Below are 14,953 nucleotides of genomic sequence, written 5' to 3'. Positions count from 1 at the left end.
TTGTGGTCCCATTGATTGAATACCAATCGCCTGTTGAAGTTTAAGTAATCGAAGATTTAAGATGAAAAACAAATTGAAAAATATTTTTTTTAGCCAGCAAACCATGGGGCTTGTTGCTGCTTTTTTAGCCGCTTTCGTAGCTGCCTTTGCGCATTTTTATGTACTTTTGCAGACAAATAGAAACGAAAACGGGCGGGCATTGCGTGCCGGCTCCTATCAATAAAACGAAATTATGGCTTTGAAATGTGGTATTGTGGGCTTGCCCAACGTTGGTAAATCAACCCTCTTCAACTGCTTGTCGAGCGCCAAAGCGCAGTCGGCAAACTTTCCTTTTTGCACCATTGAGCCCAACTTGGGTGTCATCACTGTGCCCGATGAGCGCCTAAACCAGCTGGCAGCGTTGGTGCATCCCGGCCGCATCGTGCCCGCAACCTGCGAGATTGTCGATATTGCGGGCTTGGTAAAAGGTGCGTCGAAAGGCGAAGGTCTGGGCAATAAGTTCTTGGGAAACATCCGCGAGTGTGACGCTATCATCCACGTTATCCGCTGCTTCGACGACGACAACATCGTGCGTGAGGGCGGTATGGCAGTCAATCCGTTGGAGGATAAAAGCATCATCGACACCGAGTTGCAGCTGAAAGACCTCGAAACCATCGACAGCCAGCTGGCCAAACAGCAAAAAGCGGCTGCGGCAGGCAACAAAGATGCCAAGCTCATGTGCACCGTCCTCGAGGCCTACAAAGCCGTGTTGGAACAGGGGAAAAATGCCCGCGAGGTGACCTTTGACAGCAAAGACGAGCAGCAAGTGGCCCACGATTTGTTCCTGTTGACCACCAAACCCGTGCTCTATGTGTGCAATGTCGACGAAGCCAGCGCCAAAACAGGTAACGACTATTCGCGCCAAATTGAGGCGATGGCGGCCGAAGAGGGAGCCGAAGCCATGGTGATTGCGGCCAAAACCGAAGAGGACATCGCCTCGTTGGAGACCTATGAGGACAAGAAAATGTTCTTAGAAGAGTTGGGATTGAGCGAAAGTGGCGTCAACCGACTCATCAGAAAGGCCTATGCTTTGCTCAACCTGCAGACATTTATCACGGCAGGCGAGATGGAAGTGAAGGCGTGGACGTTTCACAAAGGATGGAAGGCGCCGCAATGTGCCGGTGTCATTCACACCGACTTTGAAAAGGGATTTATCCGCGCCGAAGTGATTAAATTCGACGATTATCTGCAATATGGCTCCGAAGCGGCGGTGCGCGAGGCCGGCAAACTGGGCATCGAAGGCAAGGATTATGTGGTGCAGGACGGCGACATCATGCACTTCCGCTTCAACGTTTAAACATCGTTTAAAGATCAACGCAAATGACAACACTCCTGAACTACATCGTTTGGAACCCCAATGTCTATCTCATTCAAGTGGGCCATTGGGGGCTTCGCTGGTATTCTGCCTGCTGGCTTTTAGGCCTCTTGGGCGCCTATTTCATGGTGAAGTGGCTGTTCTACCACCAACATATTGCCGAGAAAACGGTCTTCGTTGGCGGCAAAAAGCAAGTCGTCAACGTGTTCGATCCGCTGTTTATCTATTGCTTTCTCGGCATTCTGATTGGTGCCCGCTTAGGCCATTGCCTGTTCTATCAGCCCGATTACTTCCTCTCTTCGGGCACACACTTCATCGAAATGCTCATCCCCTATCACAAAATGCCCGACGGATCGTGGCAGTTTGTGGGCTACGAAGGGCTTGCCAGTCATGGCGGAACGCTGGGATTGATGATAGCCTTGTGGCTCTATTGCCGCAAGACGGGCGTGAAACTGTGGCAGGTGTTGGATGACATTGCCCTCGCAACGCCCATCACCGCTTGCTTCATTCGCTTGGGAAACCTGATGAACAGCGAGATCATCGGCAAGGTGACCGACGTGCCTTGGGCATTTATCTTTGAGCGTGTCGACCAGCATCCGCGCCATCCCGGCCAGCTTTATGAGGCCCTTGCCTATGCATTGTTCTTCTTTGTGGGCTGGTATTTCTACCGCGTGCGCAAACAAGCTGTGGGCAAAGGGTTCTACTTTGGGCTGTGCATCACGCTGATTTTCGTGTTCCGGTTCTTCATCGAATACACCAAAGACGTGCAGGTTGACTTTGAAAGTGGCATGCTGCTCAATATGGGTCAGCTCTTGAGCGTGCCCTTTGTGGTGCTCGGCATCTACTGCATGTGGCGCGCAAAACAACAGAAATAGCTTTTATTTCCATAAGTTCGGGCAATCGGACTGCTGATTTTTCAGCGTCTGGTTGCCTTTTTTCGTGCCACAACGTCTGCGCCAATGTGCCGCCACAAGCTGCATCTTGGCAGACCACGCACGAAAAACAGCACAAATGTTACCCGCAACCTGCGTGGCACAAGGCTTGCTATGAAAAAGGCGTACAATTCACTTTCAGTAAACATTTAAAAGAAATAAGCAATGGAGAAATTTGAAAAAGGCAAGGTTTTCGCCGCCAACAACGTGATTGACTATGCAGAAGGCGGCGTAGTGAGCAAAGAGTTTGTGCACAATGCGGCGGGCAGTGTGACGGTGTTCAGCTTCGACAAAGGACAAGGTTTGTCAGAACACACCGCCCCTTTCGATGCGCTCATCCAAGTGATTGACGGCACCATGCAACTCAATGTCGAGGGCACCGACCACCAAATCCACACGGGCGAGAGCTTTGTTATCCCCGCCGGTGCGCGCCATTCGGTGCAAGCCAACGAGCGTTTTAAAATGCTCATCACGATGATTCGCGGATAAGCGTAAGCCTCTCCTCGCAACATCCTGAAACAATATGGGCGACATTCATCGGTAATGTCGCCCATATTCTGTCCTAAAGTGGTGCATATTGCATTCAAAAGTGGCGCATATTACTGAGCAATATGCGCCACTTTAGCTATGGTCATCGCCCACACTGCGCAGGCAAGGCCTTCACATCAGGGCATAAAAAAAAGGACTCCGCCGAGCCCCTCTTATTAACCTTAAATCTAATACTATGAAAAACACCGCAAAGGTAATACTTTTTTAGCAATCCACGACGTATCTACCAAAGAAAATGCAAAAAAGCTTTTTTCTTTGATATAAATCAACCTTCTGCACATTCCGCCTGCTCAACAATCCCATTTACAACGCTAAAGAACTTTAAAAACTTGCGCATATCAGAAATATGCCCTATCTTTGCAACCGTAAAAACATAGCGAATAGAAAGAAGAAGTTTGGAATTCTGACCAACAAGACGTGTCGGAATTCTTTCTTTTTTTGCTACTTCAACTTGGAATTTATTAACAAAAAAGATAGTAATATATGGCTTACATGTCACAAGAAGGCTACGATAAGCTCGTAGCAGAGCTACAAAGGCTCGAAGCGATTGAGCGTCCTAAGGCATCAGCTGCTATTGCTGAAGCACGAGACAAGGGCGACTTGAGTGAAAATTCCGAATATGATGCGGCCAAAGAGGTGCAAGCACATTTAGAAAGTAAAATCAACAAGTTGAAGCTTGACATCGCAGAAGCGAAGATTGTTGACGTTTCGCGCCTCTCAACCGATGCGGTTCAAATCATGAGTAAGGTGGAGATGACCAACCTTTCGACAAAGGCTAAGATGGTTTATACCATCGTAAGCGAGAACGAAGCCAACCTGAAATTGGGCAAAATCAGCATCAAGACGCCCATCGCACAAGGCATTCTGAACCACAAAGTGGGCGACACGGTGGAGGTTTCTATCCCTCGTGGCACCATCAAATTGCGCATCGATAAAATCAGTATCGAGGCATAAGTTCAACATTTGCATATATAATAAGGTATGAGCACACTGTTTTCAAAGATTGCTGCGGGCGAAATTCCCAGCTATAAATGTGCTGAGAACGACACGTTTTTTGCGTTTTTAGACATCAATCCCGTTGCACCGGGCCACACATTGGTCATTCCGCGCCAGGAGATTGACTATATTTTCGACATGAGCGACGAAGACATCGCTGCGTTTCAAGTGTTTGCCAAGAAGGTAGCACGTGCGCTAAAACAAGCCTTTCCCTGCCGAAAAGTGGGACAGGCCGTGATTGGTCTCGAGGTGAACCATGCCCACATCCACCTCATCCCCATGCAAAGCGAGGCCGACATCGACTTCAAACATCACGTAAAGATGAGCGAAGACGAACTGAAAGCCGCATCCGAAAAAATTCAAAAGGCGTTTCAACAGCTATAAATGACCGGCTCAACAAGCCGCACACCAACAGAAAACATATAGGCAATCGTGCTATTTTTGCGCGGCCTATATGTTTTTTTGTTTGTTTCTTTCGCCAAAGGGCAACCTCTTTCAGCATAACCGACGCTGCACCATAAGCCCTTTCTGCTCCCTTTCAGCACCCGTTTTTTTCATCGAAGGCTCCATCAAAACCGATTTTCTCGCATAGTTTATGTATCTTTGTGGCAAGAACCAAAATATAACAATGATGGAAAAGATTCAATTAGCTAATGGGGTTGCGATGCCTTTATTGGGGTATGGCGTGTTTTTAGTGCCTTCAGATGAGTGCGAACGCTGCGTAAGCGATGCGTTGAAAGTGGGCTATCGCCTGATAGATACGGCGCAGGCCTATGGCAATGAGGAGGGTGTTGGTCGTGCATGGCGCAAGAGTGGCATCGCACGTCAGGAGCTTTTCTTGGTTACTAAGGTGTGGGTTAGCCATGCAGGCGAGGCAAAAGCGGCCGCCAGCATTGAAGAAAGTTTGCGCAAATTGGATACCGATTACATCGATTTGCTGCTCATTCATCAGCCTTATGGCGACGTTTTCGGCACTTGGCGCGCTATGGAAAAGGCCTATAAAGATGGAAAAGTGCGCGCCATTGGCGTTTCAAACTTCCAAGCCGGACGCTTCTTTGACTTTGCACATTTCGTGGATGTGAAACCGATGGTCAACCAATTACAATGCAATGTGCTGGCACAACAGAACGACATACAGCCCATTTTGGCCGAAACCGATACCAAAACGATGGCTTGGGGACCGCTTGGTGGCCAAGGAGTTGATGGCATTATTGAGAGCGATTTGCTTGCGAATATCGGGCAAAAGCATGGTAAGTCGGCCGCACAAGTGGCGCTTCGCTGGCTCACGCAACGCGGTATTGTGGCCATTCCAAAGAGCAGTCACATCGAAAGGATGCAGCAAAACTTCGACATTTTCGATTTCTCGCTCACCCAAGATGAGATGAATCAGGTGGCAACCATGAACCAATCGGATGCCGGTTTCAGAGACTTCACGTCGCCAGACTTTGCAAAACATATCATCAACTATACCGTATAGCCATCCGTTTTTGGCGAGATTTCTCGCGCTGTGATGCCCACTTCTTTTGCACTTCATGGCTTATCGTGATGTGAAAATCGTTACAAAACATGACAAGAGAGCACAGCATAAGAAGCGAAACCACCGACAATAGCCCTTCATTGCACGCACAGCAATGAAGGCTAAAGGCGCTATGGAGGAGTCAAAACGTGCGCTCAACGCACCATTCGACACCCCTTCAGCGCGACAAGGCATCGGAAATGCCGCTCACATAGGGGCATTTAGGAGTTCGATAGACTCTTTTCTTCACGCTGATGATTTCCTTTTCGGAGACAAGAATGTTACAAAATGCCTCTAAAATATTTTTTTCTTATTTTTATTTGGCGCGTATTTCGAAAAACTATATCTTTGCTTTTGTATTCAAAGAGAATATTGGTCGGGTCGCATGCTCGCATCAACCCGACAACGAAACGATTAATTTAATAAATAGAACGTATGAAGAAGTTAGTTTTAGCAGCTGTGATGATGCTTTCAACAGTGGCAACATTCGCACAGCATGAAGAAGGTTCTTTAACCATTCAACCGCGCGTTGGTGTCAACATTGCCAACTTAACGAAGAACGATGGCGGCAAAGTTCGCTTAGGATTAGCTGCTGGTGCAGAGTTAGAATATCAGGTAATGGACATCTTATCGGTGTCAGCCGGCGCCATGTATTCTATGCAAGGAGCTAAGAAGTCTGGTGAAACGGGCAAATTAGATTACATCAATGTGCCGGTGATGGCCAACGTTTACGTGGTTAAGGGCTTGGCCGTTAAACTCGGTTTGCAACCCGGTTTCAAGATAAATGCCAAACAGACGAGTCCCATGGGGACACAAAAAGTCTCTGATGCAAAGGCAGTTGACTTGTCGATTCCCGTAGGTTTGAGCTACGAATTTAAAAACTTTGTGCTCGATGGCCGTTATAACTTTGGCCTGACCAAAGTCATTAAGGACTTCGATTACAAGAACAGCGTGTTCCAAATCACTGCCGGTTATAAGTTCGACATCTAAAAAAGTAAGAGAAAGGTTTTTAGTTTTAGCATATTTTTAGATTAAATTTATTACATCGTTTATAGCAGGATGTGTTGCGAAATACATCCTGCTTTTTTATGCTTTCGCACATCTCCGTGCAAAATGAGGATGTCTTTTTGGCCGTAGCTCTATTTTTTTGTAGCTTTGTAGCATCAATACAATAAGGCAATCAACAATGGAAAATCCGTATATCAAGCAGTTTCCGCAGCTCATGGCGGGCAAAACAGTGATGTATGTGCATGGCTTTCTGTCGTCGGCACAAAGCGGAACGGTGAAGATGTTGCGTGAACTCATGCCCCAAGCCACCATCATCGCCGAGGATTTGCCCGTCGATCCCGAGGCGGCTATGCAGCTGTTGCGCGAATTGGTGGCACAACATCAGCCCCAACTCATCATCGGAACGTCGATGGGAGGCATGTACACTGAGATGTTAAGAGGCGTGGATCGCATTGTGGTGAACCCCGCTTTCGAGATGGGTGACACGATGAGTAGCATGATGGGACGGCAGGAATTTCAAAATCCTCGACAAGACAAAGTGCAGGAGTTGATGGTCACCAAAGGCCTCATCAAGGCCTATAAAGACTGCACCACCCACTGTTTTGAAGGCTTAGACGAGGCCGATCGCCAACGTGTTTACGGCCTCTTTGGCGACGAAGACCCCGTGGTGCACACCTATGATGTGTTTCATGCCCACTATCCCAACGCTATTTATTTTCACGGTGCACACCGACTCACCGACAAGATTGCGCTACATGCCCTCATTCCTGTCATCAGATGGATTGACGATCAACAAAACAATACCGAGCGACCTATCGTGTATCTGCATTACGATGCCTTGCATGATGCCTATGGGAAAGCCACCAGCAGCATGCACAAAGCCTATGAGCTGCTGTTGGAGAACTATCAGGTTTATGTCGTAGCGCCTGCGCCTACCGACAACCATCCCTATCTCAACGCGGTGCAAACCTGGGTGGAAGACTTCCTCTCCACGCCCGCTTTCAACCGCCTTATCTTCTGCAATCAGCCGCAACTGCTCTATGGTGACTATTTCATCACGCCCTATGCCATCCCCAATTTCATGGGAACGGTGGTGCAATGGGGTAGCGACGAGTTCAAGACGTGGGAAGAAATCATCACCTTTTTCGAACGTTTGGGCGGACAATGAGCACCCACTGCCATTACACTTATGAACGCGATGGCCAACACTCCCGCCCCCTTTTGTGTGCAAGCGGCATTCCTTGCGGCAGCAATCTGCATGAGATTTGCCCACAATCTGCACCACTTTACCGGGCAAAATGCGCTACTTTGCAGCGTAAAATGCACCACATTTCATCACCATCTCATCCACATTTCTCGACAATGAACAACGAAATCGTTTATGGCTTCACCGAAACGCCCTTCGGAACCATCATCGTTGCCCGCACCATCGTTGGCATTTGCGATGTCGCTTTCCTTAGTTGGAACCGCGCAGCAGTCATCAAAGAGTTGGCAACCCATTGGGGAACCTACACGCCAACCACGCAAAACAACGTGATGGCCGACACGGTAAGGCGTGTCATTTTTGAGGGTTACGACCACCCTTTGACGCTCGATTTGCAAGGGACGCCCTTTCAACGCAAGGTGTGGCAAACGCTTATGCAAACCCAACGTGGTGAGACGCTGTCCTATGAAGCGCTGGCTTTGCGCGCCGGTGAGCCCAAAGCCATTCGCGCTGTGGCCTCGGCTGTGGCGCAAAATCGCGTGGCGATGCTCGTTCCTTGCCACAGAGTAATTCATAAAGACGGCACGTTGGGCGAATATCATTGGGGGAAAACGCTCAAACAACAGCTCCTCGACTGGGAGAAAAACGCATAGTCCATGGCGCATTTCACCACGAGCGACGAACTCTTTCAGCGCATTGTCGACATGGTTCACACACCCGAGACCACGCCGATACAACAACCTTTGCACGACACTTTGGTGCTCGTTTGTCAGACAGCCTTGGCCGATAGTCCGCTCATCTTTGGCAATCTCTTTGCACAAGTCGACTACATTTGCCAAAAAGCCCATTGCACTGCGGCCGACACCCACGCCATTCAGCACATGCGAAGGATGAGCAATCGCAGCGAAAAGCTAACGCGTGAAGAACGTTTGCAGGCCCTTCGTGCCTTGGCTTTGCTGGTTTCGGCAGCCTTTAAAACGCCCATTCCCGCCACGTTAGTGGGCTTATTGCCCGAACGAGAGGCCACCCCTATCACGGCCACCCACATTGATTATCGCTACATGCGCGGCATTGTGCAACGCGTTTCGGTCGACAGCATCACCTTGTTGATAGACCAAACGGTGCGCGAAAACCCATTCACGGTGAAGCTACAACCCCACCAGCACTACCTTCTTGACATCGTTCAGGTCGGCCATCAGCTCAACCTCATCGACGTAAACACCGCTCATGAAGCCGCCATCATCGTGTTCGAACCCGACTTTCTCGTCGACATCAGCAGCATTGCCCATTGCTTTACCGACTATGGCCACCATCCTTTTGCCTATCTGTTGCACGCTTTCGAACCCTCATTCATCAATCAACCCATTCTCTTAGGCTACTTTGCGGGAGCGGCACTTGACGACATTATCAACCAAAAAGGTGACTACCATTGGCAGGAAACCTTGAAGAAAAGTTTCAAAGAGCAGGCCTTAGCCTATTGCGCCTGCAAGGATTTCAATCAGAAAGAAGACTTCAAAACGGCCGCTATTCGGCAGACACAACACATCGAAAGCATTGTAAAAGCGCTCTTCGATGCACCCCTTTCTCACCTAACGGCACCGACCGGCGAGGCCGTTTACAATCGCAATAAAGCCGTTTTAGAGCCATCTTTTGTGTGCGAAGCCTTGGGATTGCAAGGCCGTGTCGACCTGATGACCACCGATTTTAAACTGTTGGTGGAACAGAAATCGGGTAACAATTTCAACCTTCAGCGCCAACAACCCAACTCATTTGGCAGCTACCAGTTGGAGAATCACTACGTGCAGCTGTTGCTTTATTACGGCGTTTTGCGGCAGAATTTCAACGTGTCGACGCAGCATATCGCCATGCGTTTGCTCTATTCCAAATATCCCTTGCCGGGCGGTTTGGTGGCCGTCAACTTCTATCAAAAGCTGTTTCGCGAGGCCATTGCACAGAGAAACCGTATCGTAGCCCATGAATATCGCTTTGGCAAACAGGGATTTCAAGGCGTCATCGAAGCGCTTTCGGTCGACATGCTCAACGAGAAAAAGCTCGAAACACCCTTCTTCAAACACTGGATAGCCCCTCAACTCAACGGCATTATTGCGCCACTTCATGCCCTAAACCCATTGGAAAAGGCCTATTTTGAGCGCATGGTTTCGTTCGTTTTCAGCGAGCAATTAGCGGCGAAAGTGGGTGCGAAAGAGGGCATCACCCACAGTGTTTCCGACCTGTGGAATATGCCTTTGGCTGCAAAAAAAGAGGCCGGCGAGATTTATACCGACCTCACTTTGGCCGAGAAACGCAAGAGCAAACCGATGCATGGCTACGACATCCTCACATTTAACGTGCCGCAACAGGGCGAGAACTTTCTGCCCAATTTCCGCTTAGGCGACTTGGTTTATCTCTATTCCTACGCCGAAAACGAGGTGCCCGATGTGAGGAAGGCATTGCTTTTCAGAGGGAACCTCACCGAAATCAACAGCCGGCAACTGACCATTCAGACGGCAAACCCCGTGGCCCTGGATGGAAAATGCTGGTGTGTGGAGCACAGTAGCAGCGACATCACCACCACTTCGGCACTCAAATCGCTCTACACCTTCATCACAACAGCACCCCATCTGCGCCAATTATTGTTAGGACAGGCGACTCCTCGAGCCGACAAAACCATCCGGTTAAGCCGCTCTTACCACCCAATGTACGACGCATTGATTGAGAAAGTGTTCCAAGCGCAAGACTATTTCCTGCTCGTAGGCCCCCCGGGGACGGGCAAAACGAGCATGGCTTTGCAGTTCATGGTGCGCGAAGCCATGGCCAAACAGCAGACGGTGTTGCTGATGAGCTACACCAATCGCGCCGTGGATGAGATTTGCGAGATGCTGCAAAGCAACGCCATCGACTATCTGCGCATCGGCAATGCCTACACTTGCGACAAACGTTTTCGCAGCCACTTGTTGAGCGAATGCATCGAAGCGCAGCCCCAACTGTCGGCCATTCGCGAACGATTGCGCCGACAAACCGTCGTGGTGGGCACCACCAGCACGCTGCAAAGCAAGGCGTTTCTCTTTGATGTGAAGGCGTTTGACTGGGCGATTATCGATGAAGCGAGCCAGATTTTAGAACCGCAACTCGTGGGATTGCTGAGCCATTTGCCGAAATTTGTACTCATTGGCGACCACAAACAGTTGCCCGCCGTGGTGCAACAAGATGCCGAAGTGTCAGCCGTTGCCGAGCCTTTGCTCCATGATATTGGCCTCACAAACTGCCGAAATGCGCTGTTCGAACGGCTCATCACCCTCGAACGGCAGCACCAACGCACCGATTTTATGGGCACATTGCGCTATCAAGGGCGCATGCATCCCGCTGTTGCGGCCTTCCCAAACGCTATGTTTTACACCGAAGAACAACTGCAACCCGTGCCACTTCCCCATCAAACAGCCGAACGATTGGCCTACGACTTGCCCTCTGAAGACGCCTTAGATGAGGCGCTGAAGCAGCATCGTGTGCTGTTTATTCCATCGAAAAAAAGCCACGAAGTGCAGGCTTCTGACAAAGTAAATTGGTATGAAGCGCAACTCGTGGCGCAGGTGTTGCGTCGCATTCATCGCTTTTATGGCGCGCGATTCGACGCTGATAAAACGGTTGGCGTGATTGTTCCCTATCGCAATCAGATTGCCATGATCAGGCAAGCGATAGAGCCTTTGGGCGTGCCGGCACTCGAAAACATCAGCATTGACACGGTGGAACGCTATCAAGGGAGCCAGCGCGACGTGATGATTTATAGTTTCACCGTGCAACATCGCTACCAACTTGACTTCTTAACGGCAAATTGTTTTGAGGAAGGGGGGCACATCATCGACCGCAAACTCAATGTGGCGCTCACACGAGCTCGCCTGCAAATGATTTGCATCGGGTGCGAAGAAGTGTTGAAGGAGGATGCGTTATTCAAAAAACTCATCGCCCATTCTGCAAGCATCACGCATAGAGAAAGGTAAGATGAGTTTCTACTTATCATAATAAGAATTGCCATCGTCTCACTTTCGGAAAGTCTTCCTGTACGGTTTCTGTAACGTTTCCCATTGCCATTATGGGTGGATAGGCACAAGTTTTTCTTCTTTTACTGCGCGATTTGCCTGTTTTGGGCGAATAATCGCAGGAGGAGCGGTGGGAGTGTTGCAGAAATATTGTAACTTTGTGCGAAGAGAACAACAAACAAAGTCCCCACAATGGGCATGAACACCAACATTTATCGCATGAAAAATGGCACGCTCTTGGGCGTCCTATTGTGCCTCGTGGCGCTATGGCCGAGCCGTGTTTGCGCAGAAAACAGCGCTACTAATCCGGCACAGATGCTGCAAAAATTGGATGAAAGTCTGACACAAAAGGCGCAATACGAACAGCAAAAGCTGCAACGCATTGCGCAACTGAAAGCACAACTCCCACGCACCTTTGACCGCAAACGCTACGCACTTTTGCGACAACTCTACAAGGAATATGCCTCCTACCAATACGACTCGGCCTACACCTACGCACAGCAAATGAACCAAATGGCACTGCAACTGTGCAGTCAGGACTTCCACATCGAAGCCCAATGTGCGCAGGTGTTCTGTCTGCTTTCGGCCGGGTTGTTTCACGAAGGCGTCGCCACGCTGCAACCAATCGACATCGCCCACGCCACGGCTCCCTATCGAAAGCTCTATTTTACCACAGCTGCCCGCCTCTATTATGATTTGGCCGATTACACCCATGCTGCTCCTTACGTTGGCGAATACATTGCAAAGGGTTCTGTTTCCACCGATTCACTGCTCCACTATCTGCCGCGAAACAGCGACGAATGGCTCTACGCTTCAGCCATGCAAGCCATGAAATGGCGCCACTTCACGACGAGCAATCGTTATTTCAAACAGTTGCTTTCGCGCAACCATGTCGATACCCATACGCGCGCCATCATCACCTCTTGCATGGGATGGACCAAGCTTTTTCAGCACCAACAGAGCGCGGCCATCTGCCTGTTAGCGCAGGCTGCCATCTATGATAACGTCTCGGCGACCCGCGAAACCACCGCCCTTTGCACGTTGGCCCGTCTGCTTTATGAGCAAGGCGACATTCAACGAGCCACCGAATATGTGCGCCAATCGCTGCAAAATGCCAATTTCTATGGTGCACGCCAGCGCGTTATCGAGGTGAGTGGCATCTTGCCCATCATCGAACAAGACCGCTATCGCATGGTCGAAAACCAGCGCAACGCCTTGGCTTCCACGGCTATCATCGCCGTTTTGTTTGTCATTGCCCTGCTCGTCTTCACCTATTTCATTCGCCGACAAATGCGCAAAACCAAGCAGGCGCAGGCCGTTATTGCACAACGCAAAGCCGAATTGGAGCGCATCAACGCCCAGTTGCGCGAGGCCAACACCATCAAAGACGAGTACATCGGACAGTCGTTTTATGCCAATGCCGAATATATTAATAAGGTGGAAAAGCTCTATCGCACCATTGATGCAAAGATTGCAACGCGACAATTTGCCGATTTGCGTGCCTCATTGAAAGAACATCAGCTCATGGACGAGCGCAAATCGATGTTCGAAGACTTCGACAAGACTTTTCTAAACCTATTTCCTCATTTCATCACGCGCTACAATCAGCTCTTCGATGACGCGCCGACCCACGAGAAAACCAACACGCTGACCACCGAAATGCGCATCTTTGCGCTCATCCGTTTGGGCATCAACGACTCCGAACGCATTGCCAAATTTCTGCACTATAGCATCCACACCATCAACACTTATAAGACACGTGTGAAGAATAAATCGAAGGTGGACAACGATCAATTCGAAGCAAAAATCATGGAAATATAAGTCCGCTTGATACCATTTTGCACAGCATGGCACACAAAGCTGCACACTTCAGCCCCAAGATAAGGTGCACGGCAGCCCATTTTCACGCTCGAATCATCTCTGCTTTTGCACCAAAATCATGCTGCTACACCCTGTAACTGCACTGCTTTTGCGAAAAAACCCCCAACTACACCCCGTAACTGGGGCACTTTTTTACAAAAACACCCAACTACACCCCGTTATGATATGGTTTTCAAAATAAAACTCCCAACTACACCCTATAGTTGGGTTGCTTTTGCGAAAAACACCCGAACTACACCCCGTAACTGGGCACTTTTTTACAAAAACACCCCAACTACACCCCGTAGTTGGGCTATTTTTGTGCAAAACAAGGCACTGTTGGAGTGTAAATCAGGCCGAGATGGCCAGCAAATGCCTTTTTTATCGGGCGAAGAACGCGGGTAAAAATGGCGAGCAAGTGCCTGTTATCAGGCAGAGAGCACAGCTGAAATGGCGAGCGATGTGGGCAACACCGCCGCGCTTATCGCGTGCCATTGCGCTTTTTCCAATCGTCCTTGGTGTAGCTATCGGGATAGGTTGTCTCGTAAAGAATGCGGCCGCCGCGCTCCCGAATATACGTGTCGAAGCTGCGTTTCCCCTCATAAAGCACCACCACACGTGCGCCATTGCGCAGATGATTGTACTCGGTGTTGCCGCCCGAGAAGCGTCCATGGGCCAGCAACACGCGGTAATACATCAGCGAATAGTCGTTATCGTGGTCGTGACCGCAGAAGATTCCCATCACATCGCCACACTCTTTCACGGCCGAAAACATGCCGCTATTGAGGTTGGGTGCGTAGGCTTTCTCCATACGTGTGCCGATTAAAGTCACTTGTGTATTGGCCACGGCGTCGTTATATTCGGGCAACGGATAGTGCATAAACATCAAACTGTTGACGGGTTTGCCGCCGTTTCGCTGGGTAAACGTGCCCGACCATCGGCGATAACGGGCAATCTGGTCGGCCGTCAGCCACTGATAACCGCCCACACCTGCCATCTTATTGTAGGCATGTGTGTCCATACAATAGAGCACAGCGGTCACTTTCCAGCCCGAAGTCGACAGAATGGGCAAGGCATAATCGAGCACATTGCCCACGCGTTTGGGCTGCACGCAGTAGGCATTTTGCTGCGCTAAGTCGTAAAGTTGCGTGACCGGCGTGCCTTGTTCGGGGTCATGATTGCCCAAAAGATAACAAAAAGGCGTCTTCAAATTGGTCAACACCTTGAGCACTTCCTGCAAACAAGCACTGCCAGGTGACGAATAAATGATGTCACCTGTGAGCACAATGAGGTCGGGTTTCTCGGCCGTTACCACCTCAACAATGTTATCGATGGCCTCTTTCGATGCGGGATTACCCTGTTTATAATGCAGATCGGTGAACTGAACAATCTTAAATTGCCCGTTTTTAAAACGCAAATCCTGTGCTTGTATGCTGCTCAAACACCCCAGAAACAAAGCGGCAGTCAACCATTTTTTCATTCCCATTTTCCTGAATTTTC

13 protein-coding genes are annotated in these 14,953 nt (G+C 49.6%); 12 read left to right on the top strand and 1 reads right to left on the bottom strand.

The genetic code is table 11. The annotated features are described in order from the left end of the window. Nucleotides 1-61: 61 nt before the first annotated feature. From HMPREF9431_RS13030 to HMPREF9431_RS10565, 12 genes are all read left to right on the top strand, one after another. Nucleotides 62-223, top strand: a complete 162-nt coding sequence (locus HMPREF9431_RS13030; RefSeq protein ID WP_004381293.1) for a hypothetical protein — start codon at nt 62-64, stop codon at nt 221-223. Between the two features lie 9 nt (nt 224-232). Further along, nucleotides 233-1,336: a redox-regulated ATPase YchF gene (ychF, locus tag HMPREF9431_RS10625; RefSeq protein WP_004381291.1), complete on the top strand. Its 1,104-nt coding sequence runs from the start codon at nt 233-235 to the stop codon at nt 1,334-1,336. Between the two features lie 23 nt (nt 1,337-1,359). Beyond that, nucleotides 1,360-2,229 carry a prolipoprotein diacylglyceryl transferase gene (lgt, locus tag HMPREF9431_RS10620; RefSeq protein WP_004381290.1) on the top strand — a complete coding sequence of 290 codons (870 nt, stop codon included), beginning with the start codon at nt 1,360-1,362 and terminating at the stop codon, nt 2,227-2,229. A gap of 222 nt (nt 2,230-2,451) precedes the next feature. Continuing rightward, the gene (locus tag HMPREF9431_RS10615) at nt 2,452-2,775 is read left to right on the top strand and encodes a cupin domain-containing protein (RefSeq protein WP_004381289.1); all 324 of its coding nucleotides are present in this window, start codon (nt 2,452-2,454) and stop codon (nt 2,773-2,775) included. A 543-nt stretch (nt 2,776-3,318) separates the two neighbouring features. Beyond that, nucleotides 3,319-3,789, top strand: coding sequence for a transcription elongation factor GreA (gene greA / locus HMPREF9431_RS10605; RefSeq protein ID WP_025069818.1), 471 nt, complete (start codon nt 3,319-3,321; stop codon nt 3,787-3,789). Nucleotides 3,790-3,816: 27 nt separating this feature from the next. Then, nucleotides 3,817-4,215, top strand: a complete 399-nt coding sequence (locus tag HMPREF9431_RS10600; RefSeq protein ID WP_004381287.1) for an HIT family protein — start codon at nt 3,817-3,819, stop codon at nt 4,213-4,215. Nucleotides 4,216-4,462: 247 nt separating this feature from the next. Further along, on the top strand, nt 4,463-5,308 hold the full coding sequence (locus HMPREF9431_RS10595) for an aldo/keto reductase (protein ID WP_004381286.1): 846 nt from the start codon (nt 4,463-4,465) through the stop codon (nt 5,306-5,308). A 474-nt stretch (nt 5,309-5,782) separates the two neighbouring features. Further along, complete coding sequence (locus HMPREF9431_RS10585) at nt 5,783-6,337, top strand: porin family protein (RefSeq protein ID WP_004381285.1); 555 nt, start codon at nt 5,783-5,785, stop codon at nt 6,335-6,337. A 196-nt stretch (nt 6,338-6,533) separates the two neighbouring features. Further along, nucleotides 6,534-7,523: a YqiA/YcfP family alpha/beta fold hydrolase gene (locus HMPREF9431_RS10580; protein ID WP_004381284.1), complete on the top strand. Its 990-nt coding sequence runs from the start codon at nt 6,534-6,536 to the stop codon at nt 7,521-7,523. A 194-nt stretch (nt 7,524-7,717) separates the two neighbouring features. Further along, nucleotides 7,718-8,212, top strand: a complete 495-nt coding sequence (locus HMPREF9431_RS10575; protein WP_025069824.1) for a methylated-DNA--[protein]-cysteine S-methyltransferase — start codon at nt 7,718-7,720, stop codon at nt 8,210-8,212. A 3-nt stretch (nt 8,213-8,215) separates the two neighbouring features. Next, nucleotides 8,216-11,554, top strand: a complete 3,339-nt coding sequence (locus tag HMPREF9431_RS10570) for an AAA domain-containing protein (protein ID WP_004381282.1) — start codon at nt 8,216-8,218, stop codon at nt 11,552-11,554. A 231-nt stretch (nt 11,555-11,785) separates the two neighbouring features. After that, nucleotides 11,786-13,414, top strand: coding sequence for a DUF6377 domain-containing protein (locus tag HMPREF9431_RS10565; RefSeq protein WP_004381281.1), 1,629 nt, complete (start codon nt 11,786-11,788; stop codon nt 13,412-13,414). 520 nt (nt 13,415-13,934) lie between these two features. On the opposite strand, the gene HMPREF9431_RS10555 is transcribed toward HMPREF9431_RS10565, so the two are convergent. Continuing rightward, nucleotides 13,935-14,933: a metallophosphoesterase family protein gene (locus HMPREF9431_RS10555; protein WP_050795672.1), complete on the bottom strand. Its 999-nt coding sequence runs from the start codon at nt 14,931-14,933 to the stop codon at nt 13,935-13,937. Between the last annotated feature and the right edge of the window lie 20 nt (nt 14,934-14,953).

Source organism: Segatella oulorum F0390, assembly GCF_000224615.1.
Lineage (GTDB): Bacteria > Bacteroidota > Bacteroidia > Bacteroidales > Bacteroidaceae > Prevotella > Prevotella oulorum.
Note: the sequence above shows the minus strand (reverse complement) of the source record. Positions and strands in the feature narration are given on the sequence as shown.

Coding starts and splice junctions, on each gene's coding strand:
- HMPREF9431_RS10575 (WP_025069824.1), top strand. CDS start 7,718: ATGAACAACGAAATCGTTTATGGCTTCACCGAAACGCCCTTCGGAACC.
- greA (WP_025069818.1), top strand. CDS start 3,319: ATGGCTTACATGTCACAAGAAGGCTACGATAAGCTCGTAGCAGAGCTA.
- HMPREF9431_RS10615 (WP_004381289.1), top strand. CDS start 2,452: ATGGAGAAATTTGAAAAAGGCAAGGTTTTCGCCGCCAACAACGTGATT.
- HMPREF9431_RS13030 (WP_004381293.1), top strand. CDS start 62: ATGAAAAACAAATTGAAAAATATTTTTTTTAGCCAGCAAACCATGGGG.
- HMPREF9431_RS10585 (WP_004381285.1), top strand. CDS start 5,783: ATGAAGAAGTTAGTTTTAGCAGCTGTGATGATGCTTTCAACAGTGGCA.
- HMPREF9431_RS10565 (WP_004381281.1), top strand. CDS start 11,786: ATGGGCATGAACACCAACATTTATCGCATGAAAAATGGCACGCTCTTG.
- HMPREF9431_RS10580 (WP_004381284.1), top strand. CDS start 6,534: ATGGAAAATCCGTATATCAAGCAGTTTCCGCAGCTCATGGCGGGCAAA.
- lgt (WP_004381290.1), top strand. CDS start 1,360: ATGACAACACTCCTGAACTACATCGTTTGGAACCCCAATGTCTATCTC.
- HMPREF9431_RS10600 (WP_004381287.1), top strand. CDS start 3,817: ATGAGCACACTGTTTTCAAAGATTGCTGCGGGCGAAATTCCCAGCTAT.
- HMPREF9431_RS10555 (WP_050795672.1), bottom strand. CDS start 14,933: ATGAAAAAATGGTTGACTGCCGCTTTGTTTCTGGGGTGTTTGAGCAGC.
- HMPREF9431_RS10570 (WP_004381282.1), top strand. CDS start 8,216: ATGGCGCATTTCACCACGAGCGACGAACTCTTTCAGCGCATTGTCGAC.
- HMPREF9431_RS10595 (WP_004381286.1), top strand. CDS start 4,463: ATGGAAAAGATTCAATTAGCTAATGGGGTTGCGATGCCTTTATTGGGG.
- ychF (WP_004381291.1), top strand. CDS start 233: ATGGCTTTGAAATGTGGTATTGTGGGCTTGCCCAACGTTGGTAAATCA.